The 8,783-nt window shown below is 68.4% G+C and carries 10 protein-coding genes; 8 read left to right on the top strand and 2 right to left on the bottom strand.

Annotated elements, in window-relative coordinates; translation table 11 throughout:
* The first annotated feature begins 23 nt into the window (after positions 1 to 23).
* Positions 24 to 176, top strand: coding sequence for a glycine zipper 2TM domain-containing protein (locus ACT4N8_RS13555; protein ID WP_444858652.1), 153 nt, complete (start codon positions 24 to 26; stop codon positions 174 to 176).
* A gap of 65 nt (positions 177 to 241) precedes the next feature.
* On the top strand, positions 242 to 1,012 hold the full coding sequence (locus ACT4N8_RS13550) for an OmpA family protein (RefSeq protein ID WP_444858651.1): 771 nt from the start codon (positions 242 to 244) through the stop codon (positions 1,010 to 1,012).
* A 259-nt stretch (positions 1,013 to 1,271) separates the two neighbouring features.
* On the opposite strand, the gene ubiG is transcribed toward ACT4N8_RS13550, so the two are convergent.
* Positions 1,272 to 2,018 carry a bifunctional 2-polyprenyl-6-hydroxyphenol methylase/3-demethylubiquinol 3-O-methyltransferase UbiG gene (gene ubiG / locus ACT4N8_RS13545; RefSeq protein WP_444858650.1) on the bottom strand — a complete coding sequence of 249 codons (747 nt, stop codon included), beginning with the start codon at positions 2,016 to 2,018 and terminating at the stop codon, positions 1,272 to 1,274.
* Between the two features lie 53 nt (positions 2,019 to 2,071).
* On the opposite strand from ubiG, the gene ACT4N8_RS13540 reads away from it, so the two are divergent.
* The 3 genes from ACT4N8_RS13540 to ACT4N8_RS13530 all read left to right on the top strand — a co-directional run bounded on the left by ACT4N8_RS13540 (position 2,072) and on the right by ACT4N8_RS13530 (position 6,246).
* Positions 2,072 to 3,310, top strand: coding sequence for an aspartate kinase (locus ACT4N8_RS13540; protein WP_444858649.1), 1,239 nt, complete (start codon positions 2,072 to 2,074; stop codon positions 3,308 to 3,310).
* Complete coding sequence (locus ACT4N8_RS13535) at positions 3,307 to 4,332, top strand: NAD(P)H-dependent flavin oxidoreductase (protein WP_444858648.1); 1,026 nt, start codon at positions 3,307 to 3,309, stop codon at positions 4,330 to 4,332. Before ACT4N8_RS13540 ends, ACT4N8_RS13535 begins: the two co-directional genes overlap by 4 nt.
* A gap of 126 nt (positions 4,333 to 4,458) precedes the next feature.
* Positions 4,459 to 6,246, top strand: a complete 1,788-nt coding sequence (locus tag ACT4N8_RS13530; protein ID WP_444858647.1) for a hypothetical protein — start codon at positions 4,459 to 4,461, stop codon at positions 6,244 to 6,246.
* A 24-nt stretch (positions 6,247 to 6,270) separates the two neighbouring features.
* On the opposite strand, the gene ACT4N8_RS13525 is transcribed toward ACT4N8_RS13530, so the two are convergent.
* On the bottom strand, positions 6,271 to 6,984 hold the full coding sequence (locus tag ACT4N8_RS13525; RefSeq protein ID WP_444858646.1) for a VOC family protein: 714 nt from the start codon (positions 6,982 to 6,984) through the stop codon (positions 6,271 to 6,273).
* Here ACT4N8_RS13525 and ACT4N8_RS13520 point away from each other — a divergent pair, their 5' ends adjacent.
* The 3 genes from ACT4N8_RS13520 to ACT4N8_RS13510 form a co-directional block, all read left to right on the top strand.
* On the top strand, positions 6,985 to 7,422 hold the full coding sequence (locus tag ACT4N8_RS13520) for an RNA polymerase sigma factor (protein WP_444858645.1): 438 nt from the start codon (positions 6,985 to 6,987) through the stop codon (positions 7,420 to 7,422).
* Between the two features lie 14 nt (positions 7,423 to 7,436).
* Positions 7,437 to 7,886 carry a hypothetical protein gene (locus tag ACT4N8_RS13515; RefSeq protein WP_444858644.1) on the top strand — a complete coding sequence of 150 codons (450 nt, stop codon included), beginning with the start codon at positions 7,437 to 7,439 and terminating at the stop codon, positions 7,884 to 7,886.
* A gap of 41 nt (positions 7,887 to 7,927) precedes the next feature.
* Positions 7,928 to 8,783: GAF domain-containing protein (locus tag ACT4N8_RS13510; RefSeq protein ID WP_444858643.1), on the top strand; the 856-nt coding region annotated here is incomplete at its 3' end.

The following is an 8,783-nucleotide window of genomic DNA, read 5'->3' as shown; positions in this document are numbered from 1 at the left end:
GCCGCAACGCCGGCACGACCGGCCTGATCACCGGCGCCGGCGCCGGCGCCCTGATCGGCAACTCGCTCGACGGCGGCCGCTCGAGCACGCTCGGCACGCTCATCGGCGCGTTCGCGGGCGGAGCGATCGGCCGCGAGGTCGACCGCGGCAACAGCCGCAACCTTCGCTGCCGTTGAGCCGAACCACTGGTTGAACAAGAGGGGCGTCCGGCAACGGGCGCCCTTCTCTCAGGAGAACAGAAGTGAATAACCTCAAATCCCCATCCGGCCGGGCCCTCGCGCTCGCCGCCGCGCTGACCGTTCTGGCCACCCCCGCCTTCGCCCAGGACCGCTTCGACCGGGGCGGCGACCGCGCCGGCGAACGCGATCACCGCCTTGCCGGCGCCGGCGTTTCCCGCCTCCTGCCGGAGCTGCGGCGCACCCCGCGCGGCCGCGCCTTCGTCATGCGCAATTTCGATCGCAACGATGACGGCCGTATCAACCCGCGCGAGGCGAACGAAGCCAACCGCGCCTTCCTGCGCCTTGCGGGCGGCGGGCGCCGCGACCGCTTCGATTGGGAGCGCCGCGATATCGCCCGCCCGGTGGCCGAGCATCGCGAGTGGGACCGGCGCGGCATGCGCGGCTATCGGATGCGGCAAACCGAGCAGGGTGCGACGTTCGACCTTCAGGACGTGCTGTTCGAGACCGGCAGCGCGCGGCTGCGCCCGATGGCCGCCGAACGCCTGCGCCCCCTCGCTTCCTATCTCAGCGCCAATCCGGACGTCCCCGTGCGGATTGACGGCCACACCGATTCGGTCGGCGGCGACGCCGCCAACCAGCTCCTTTCGGAACGGCGGGCCGGCACCGTTCGCGCGGCATTGAGCACGATGGGCGTTTACGAGGGCGAGTTCCTCGTCGCCGGCCATGGCGAGACGATCCCCGCCGCCAGCAACGCCAACGCGGCCGGGCGGCAGCTGAACCGGCGCGTCGAGGTCACCCTTGTCGGCCAGCAGGCGCGCAGCTTCTCCGAGTGAGGGAAGAGGCCACGGCTGGCCGGCTGGCACCGGCCGTCGTGGCCCCGCCCCTGACGTGCCGATTGTTGGATACAAATAGGATTTGGCCTGTCATGCTCGCCCGCGACTCGGGGCGATCCGCTCCGGTGCACGGCTCTTTGATCTCGTTTGCTTCATCCCGCGGCTGCTGATCCCCCCGCCACTGAAATTGCTGAACTTTCTCCCACGATCCGCGGTGACTTCGTATACTTTGGGAGTCGGCCGGGGTGAGGGCTCAGGATCAGGCGCGCTTCGCCGTCACCAGATAGTTGAGGCTGGTATCGGCGCCGAGCTGGAAGCCGCGGGTCGGCGTCCAGCCGAGGCCGGTGACGTCGGTCACCTTCAGCCCCGCCGCTTCGAGGCGCGCCGTCAGCTCCTCGGGGGTCAGGAACTTGCCCCAGTCGTGCGTGCCCCTGGGAATCGCGCCGGTGCCTTCGCCGATGCCGATCAACACCAGCCGCGACCAGGTCGTGCGGTTGGGGGTCGAGAGGATCAGCAGCCCATCCTCGGCCAGCGCCGCCGACAGCGCGCCGACGAAGGCGGGAACATCGGCGACATGCTCGACCACCTCCATCGCGGTGACGAGGTCGTAGCGCCCGTCGAGCGCCTCGGCGCCGCCGGTTCGATAGTCGATCTCCAGCCCCTGCCCTTGCGCGTGGAGCCGCGCCGCCTCGATATTCTCCTCGGCCGCGTCGATCGCGGTCACCGCGGCGCCCAGCCGCGCCAGCGGCTCGGCGAGTAGGCCGGCGCCACAGCCGACGTCGGCGGCGCGCTTGCCGGCGAGCGGCTTCAAATCGTGCTCGTCCGCCTGCCAATGATGGTCGATCGCCTCGCGGATATATTTGAGCCGCGCCGGATTGAGCCGGTGCAGCATCGCCGAGCTGCCCTTCGGGTCCCACCAGTCGGCGGCGAGCTTGCCGAAATGGGCGGCTTCCCCGGGATCTACGGTACCGTCGACGGTGGCGGCGGGCTCGCTTGCATGTGCCATGGCCGCTCCCTAACAGTGCCGCCGACATTTTCCCATGCCCGCTCGGGAGCTCAATGCCTCGCATCGTGATGAAGTTCGGCGGCACGTCGATGGCGGGGATCGAGCGTATCCGCCATGTCGCCGCGCGCGTACGCAGGGAGGTCGAGGCGGGCAACCAGGTTGCCGTGGTCGTTTCGGCGATGGCGGGCGAGACCGACCGGCTCGTCCAGCTCTGCCGCGAGGCCGCCTCGCTTTACGATCCACGCGAATATGACGTCGTTGTCGCCTCCGGCGAGCAGGTGACCAGCGGCCTGCTCGCGATCACGCTCCAGGGCATGGGATTGAACGCCCGCTCCTACATGGGCTGGCAGCTTCCGATCCGGGCCTCGGGCCATGCCGCCGCCCTGATCGAGGGGATCGACGTCGAGGTGCTGGAGCGGGTCTTCGACGGCGGCGGGATCGCGGTCATTCCGGGCTTCCAGGGCGTCACCCAGGACAATGCGCTCGCCACGCTCGGCCGGGGCGGCTCGGATACCTCGGCGGTGGCGCTCGCCGCGGCGATGAAGGCGGACCGCTGCGACATCTACACCGACGTCGACGGCGTCTACACGACCGACCCCCGAATCGTCCCGCGCGCGCGCAAGCTCGACAAGGTCACCTATGAGGAGAGGCTCGAGCTCGCCTCGGTGGGCGCCAAGGTGCTCCAGACCCGCTCGGTGGGCCTGGCGATGCGCTACAAATTGCCTCTGCAGGTCCTGTCCTCGTTCGAGGACCGGCCGGGGACGATGATCGTCGGCGACGAGGCCATCGAGGAAGAGATCATGGAACGCAACGTCATCACCGGCATCGCCCACGACAAGAACGAGGCGATGGTGACCTTGACCGGGCTCCCCGACAATCCGGGCACGGTCGCCGCCATCTTCGCCCCGCTCGCGGCGGCGAACGTCAACGTCGACATGATCGTGCAGAGCGTGCCCCGGCGCGGCGAGCCGAGCGTGCTGACCTTCACCGTGCCGACCGCCGCGCTGGCGCACAGCGTCGCCGAGCTGGAGAAGGTGCGCGATGCGATCGGCTTCGAGGAGATCGTCACCGAGACCCATGTCGTGAAGGTGAGCGCGGTCGGCGTTGGCATGCGCTCCACTGCCGGCATCGCCGCGAAAATGTTCGAGACGCTGGCCGACCGGAACATCAACATCCTCGCCATCACCACCTCGGAGATCAAGGTGAGCGTGCTGATCCCGGAGGAATATACCGAGCTTGCCGTGCGCGTCCTTCACACCGCCTACGGCCTCGACGCGGAGGACGGCGAATGAGCACCGGCCACGAGCGGCTCGCGCGGCTGATGCAGCGGGGGACCGACTTCCTCGGCTGCGAGGTCGCGATCCTCGGCGGCGCGATGAGCTGGATCTCGGAGCGCAATCTCGTCTCGGCCTTGTCCAATGCCGGCGCGTTCGGCGTGATCGCCTGCGGCGCGATGACCCCCGATTTGCTCGACACCGAGATCGCCGAGACCAAAAAGCGCACGGACCGGCCGTTCGGCGTCAACCTCATCACCATGCACCCAATGCTCTCCGAACTGATCGACGTCTGCAAACGGCACGACGTGGCCCATGTCGTCTTCGCGGGCGGCCTGCCGCCGGCGGGCGCGATCGACCGGGTGAAGGCGGGCGGAGCAAAATTGATCTGCTTCGCCCCGGCGCTGGCGCTCGCGAAAAAGCTGATCCGCTCCGGGGTCGACGCGCTCGTCATCGAAGGGATGGAGGCGGGCGGCCATATCGGCCCGGTCTCGACCTCGGTGCTGGCGCAGGAGATCCTCCCGCCGCTTGCCGCCGAAGTGCCGATCTTCGTCGCCGGCGGGATCGGCCATGGCGGGCTGATCGCGGGCTATCTGGAGATGGGCGCGGTCGGCGTGCAGCTGGGCACGCGCTTCGTCTGCGCGACCGAGTGCATCGCCCACCCCAATTTCAAGAAGGCCTTCATCCGCGCCTCTGCGCGCGACGCGATCACGTCGGTGCAGATCGATCCGCGCCTCCCCGTCATCCCCGTCCGCGCGCTCAAGAACCGGGAGATGGAGAGCTTCGCCGCCAAGCAGCGCGAGGTCGCGCAATTGCTCGACGAGCAGAAGGTCGAGATGATGGAGGCGCAGCTCCAGATCGAGCATTATTGGGCCGGCGCGCTCCGCCGGGCGGTGATCGAGGGCGATGTCGAGACCGGCTCGGTCATGGCCGGCCAGTCGGTCGGCATGGTCAAGGACGAGGCGCCCGTCGCCGAGATCCTCGCCCGGCTCGTCGACGAAGCCGCCCACGCGCTCGAACGGCGGTCCGCCCACGCATGATCGGCCGCCTCTCCGCCCCACGCCCCGGGGGCGGAATCCCGATTGTTTCGCTTCTGCAAGAAGCGTAGCTTCCACTACTCGACTCGCGACCTTTTCGTGACGGGCACAAATAATGGGGGCACGCGCATGGAACAGGGTGCACCGGCTTCTCATCGCCACAGTTCCGTGATTTCCTCGCGTCCACTTCCGATCGACGTGGAACGTCGGCCGCCGTGGAATCGCTGGTTCTTCAGGACAGTCCATTACTGGCGGTACGGCTATTCGCATCCGGATGAGGACTTGCTCGGCGTCATCGATGCCGTCGGCGATGCGCTGAACGTGCACGTCATGGCGGCTCGGGCCGAGCTCACCGGCGCAAGAGCGAACGAGGCCGACCGGATCAAGGCGATGCTCGATGCCGAGCTTCGCAAAGAGCTTCCCGACTTCTCGACGCTGCTTGGCATCGAATCGATGATCAACGCACTCTATCCGCCGCAAATGGCGCGCCGACGCCAATGGCTGATCCGCGAGCGGTTCGAGCGAGTGGCGCCGCCAGGTGCGTTCCAATCCTGGCGAGTGGCGCAAATGACCTCGCAACTGGCGCGGCCCGAACCTCCGGTTGAAGAACATCCACAGGAGCCGCAGGCGGAGCCGTCCACGGCCGAGGAGGCCATAGCGCCCGAAGGCGATAGCGAGACGGCGGCCGAAGAAGCCGTGAGCCCGACTGAAGGCGATGGCGATGCCGACGCTGGCGACGCCGGCGGTGACGGCGGTGGTGGTGGCGGAGACGGAGGCCCTCCAGAGCCTCCTGCCGAGTCGCCTGAACCGGCCGTGCCGCCGCTGCCCTCGGCCGAGGTTGACGACACGCAGACCCTGCTCGGCTACATCCATTCCAACTATCTGCTCAGCATCGCCCGCGAAAAGGCCGTGCGCGACCTCAAGCGCTGGTTGCTGATGCGCTTCTGGTTCTTTCTCCTGTCCAGCATCCCGACGCTGGCGATCGGCGGAGCTATTCTCCTGTGGCTCGGCGCCGAACGGTATTGGGGACTGCTGCTTGGGCTTTTCCTGGTCGTGGTCGCCGGGCGGATCGGGGCGACGACGAGCGTCATCCGCCGTATGCAGACCGCGATTTCCGGCAACGTGCTCGCGCGCGATCCGATACTCGAGCTGACCGCTCTGCGCACCGGCAAGAACGAGATCAGCCTGGCGCTGCTCAGCAGCTCGATCTTCGCTCTGCTGCTCTACGCCTTCTTCCTGAGCGGCGTTCCCGCCATGATGGGCTTCAGCCAGGGCATCTTCCCGGAGCCCGTCCGCGACGTTCCCGGCATCGTCGAGCGGGTGGAGCGCGCGCAGCCGGAGGTTCCGCAGGCCACCGCGGAGGAGGGTACGGAGCCCATCGACAACGTTGCGCTAACGGATGCGAACCAAGCCGCCGGAACCGAGACGAACGAAGTGGGCGAATCCGCGGAAGCGAACGTCCTCGCCGCGACTCCCGCCGAGGGCAACCTGGCCGAGGCGGATGCCAATCTCGCCGCGACGGAGGCAAGTGGTGCCGGGACCGCGGAGGCGGACGCATCGGCGCAAACCAATACGTCGGCTGCGGCCGACGAGGCCAAGCGGGAGCGGAAGCTCGATCTTTCCTGCCAGCCGGGCGTCGACTGCGATCCATTCGACGATCTCGCGCGCCGCCTCGGGCTGGAGGGCGCGGTCGATTTCTTCAAGCTGATCCTGTGGGCCTTCATCGCGGGCTTCGCCGAGCGCTTCGTCCCCGACGTGCTCGACCGCGTGATCGTGCGTGGCCGCCCGCGCACCACCCAGGATACGGAAGCCGTCCTCGCCGCGCATGCCAGCGTGCGCACGGCGGACGGCAGGCGCGATCCCACGGCCGTGATGCAAAGCGTGACGGCGGTGCGAAACCCGCCCGACAGCGGCTGACACTGGTCTCTTCGGGCGCAGGGATCATCCGCCGCCGGGCGCGCGACGGCGAGCATGCCGGCCCGTCGGCTGCCTGACCGACGGCTTCGAGACCTGGCCCGTCGGCGACCTGGTCCTCGCATCCGGGGTCAGCCGCCAGAACTCGACCGGGACGCCGGACGGCGCCGTGACGCGCATCCGCCGTCCCAGCGCGAACGCATCTTCCCGGCCGCTTCCAACCTGTTGTTGAACGGCCGCAAGGTCCGCAGCGGTGAAGATGAGCGAAACGGCCGCCGATTCCGGCTGAGAGCGCGCGCGCACCTCAGGTTCCTCAGGTTCGTTCTCGTGCAGCATGAAAGCGAAGCTGCCGTCGCCGTGGCCGATCGGCAGCGAGGGCGGATAATAACGCTCGCTTCGCACCACGAAGCCGAGCCCGGCGAACATCCGGCGGAGAGCGGGCGTATCGGAATCCGGCCGCTTGAAGCCGCTATTGTAGACCTCGGGCTCCTCGAAGGGCGCCACCTCGCCGATCGTTTGCTGCAGTAGCGCATGAATGTTGCCGAACGGATCGCGGAAGCGAAGGGCCAGCCCTACCCCGACGCGGATCGGCTCATCCGAGAGGAAGACCACGCCAAGCTCTCGCAACCGACGGGCCGTCGCGTGGATGTCCAGCGCCTGAAAGGCGATCGCCGAGCGCGCTTCCTCCGGGACCGCGGCGAAGCGGCCTTCCGCCAGCTCTATCGGCGGCACACGCCGCACATGCTCCGGCTCGGCCGGCGCCTCGCGGCGAGTGGGCGGGTCAATCCCGAGGATGTCGTCCAGGAAGCGTGGGTGCGTGCGATTCGCAAGCTAGAAGGCTTCGAGGGGCGCTCGACGCTCGGCTCGTGGCTCGGCGGCATCGTGGTCAACGTCGTCCGCGAGCAGCGGCGCAAGTCGGAGGTGACGGCGCCGGCGGACATCGAGCCGGCCGCCTTCTGGGCCGATCCGATTTCGGGCATCGAGCTGTCCGACAACTTGCGCGCGTTGCCGCCCGGGTTTCGCGCGGTCGTCACACTCCACGACATCGCCGGCTTCACCCATGCGGAGATCGGCCAGATCCTGGGCATCGATATCGGCACATCGAAAAGCCAGCTCGCTCGAGCGAGGCGGAGACTCCGCGCCGCGCTGACACCGAAATCGAGAGGGCTTGATTCATGAACGAACAGCGGGACTTGGAGGAACGGATCGTCGTGGCATTGCGGCGTGAGGGGCTGATCGCCCCGCCGAAGCGCCGCAGATGGGTATCCGGCGTCGCCGCGGCCGCAGCCTTGATCGCGTGCCTTGCCGTCGGCGCGATGCTGATACGCTCCGGCACCGGCGGCCGCCCGGAAGCTTTGTACCTGCTCGCGCTCCATTCCGGCGACACCTATGCCCCGGCGGCACCCGGCGTCCGCGCATCGGAATATGGCCAGTGGGCGCGCGGCCGGTCCGAGGCGGTGGTCGATGGCGCCGAGCTGAGCGGCCATCCCCTCATTCTCGGTTCGGCATCCGGCGCGAAATCGCCAGTTTCCGGCTACTTCATCATCCGCGCGGCGACCGCGGAAGAGGCGGAGGCCATCGCCCGCACGGTGCCTCATCTGCGGTATGGCGGCACCGTCGTCGTGCGCCGCATCGTCCGCTGAGACGATTGGAAAGACCCCGCGCTTTCTGATAGCGGCGGGCCATGCCGACCGCCTCCGTCGCCTCCTCGCGCGAGATCTTGACGGGCCTTCACGAGGTGATGGCCTCGAAGGCGAGTGCGCAGGCGAAGCTGAACAAGGTGGTCAAGACCATCGCCGAGGCGATGGCGAGCGAGGTCTGCTCGATCTATCTGCTGCGCGACGGCGAGCTGGAGCTGTTCGCGACCTTCGGCCTCAAGCAAAGCGCGGTTCACGTCACTAGGCTGGCGCTCGGCGAGGGCCTGGTCGGGACGATCGCGAAGCAGGTCTCGATCCTCAACCTCGCCGAGGCTTCCAGCCATCCCGAATTCGCCTTCCGGCCCGAGACGGGCGAGGAACTCTTCCACAGCTTCGCCGGCGTGCCGATCATTCGCCGCGAACGGGCGATTGGCGTCCTTGCTGTCCAACACGCCGACCCGCGCGCCTATGACGAAGTAGAGATCGAGGCGCTGCAGACGGTGGCGATGGTGCTCTCGGAGCTCATCGCCAATGCCGGCCTCGCCGACCGCGCCGCGGCCGCCGCCGACCCGCGCGACACGGGCAGCGCCCGGCTGACCGGGCAAAAGCTCGTGCTCGGCATGGCCAGGGGGCACGCCGTCTACCATCAGCCGCGCGTGCTGATCGAGCACACCGTCGCCGAGGATGTCGAAGCCGAGCGCCACCGCGTCTATTCCGCCTTCCGCAAGATGCGCGAGCAGATCGACGCAATGACCAGCGCGCCCGAATTCGGCACCGCGGGCGAGCACAATGACGTGCTCGAGACCTACAAGATGTTCGCCTATGACGAGGGCTGGTCGCGCCGCATCAACGAGGCGATCGATTCCGGGCTCACCGCCGAGGCGGCGATCGAGCGCGTCCGCC

Source organism: Sphingosinicella sp., from assembly GCF_052387495.1.
Taxonomy (GTDB): domain Bacteria; phylum Pseudomonadota; class Alphaproteobacteria; order Sphingomonadales; family Sphingomonadaceae; genus Allosphingosinicella.
The sequence above is the reverse complement of the archived record's forward strand: the minus strand, read 5'-3'. Positions and strand labels throughout refer to the sequence as shown.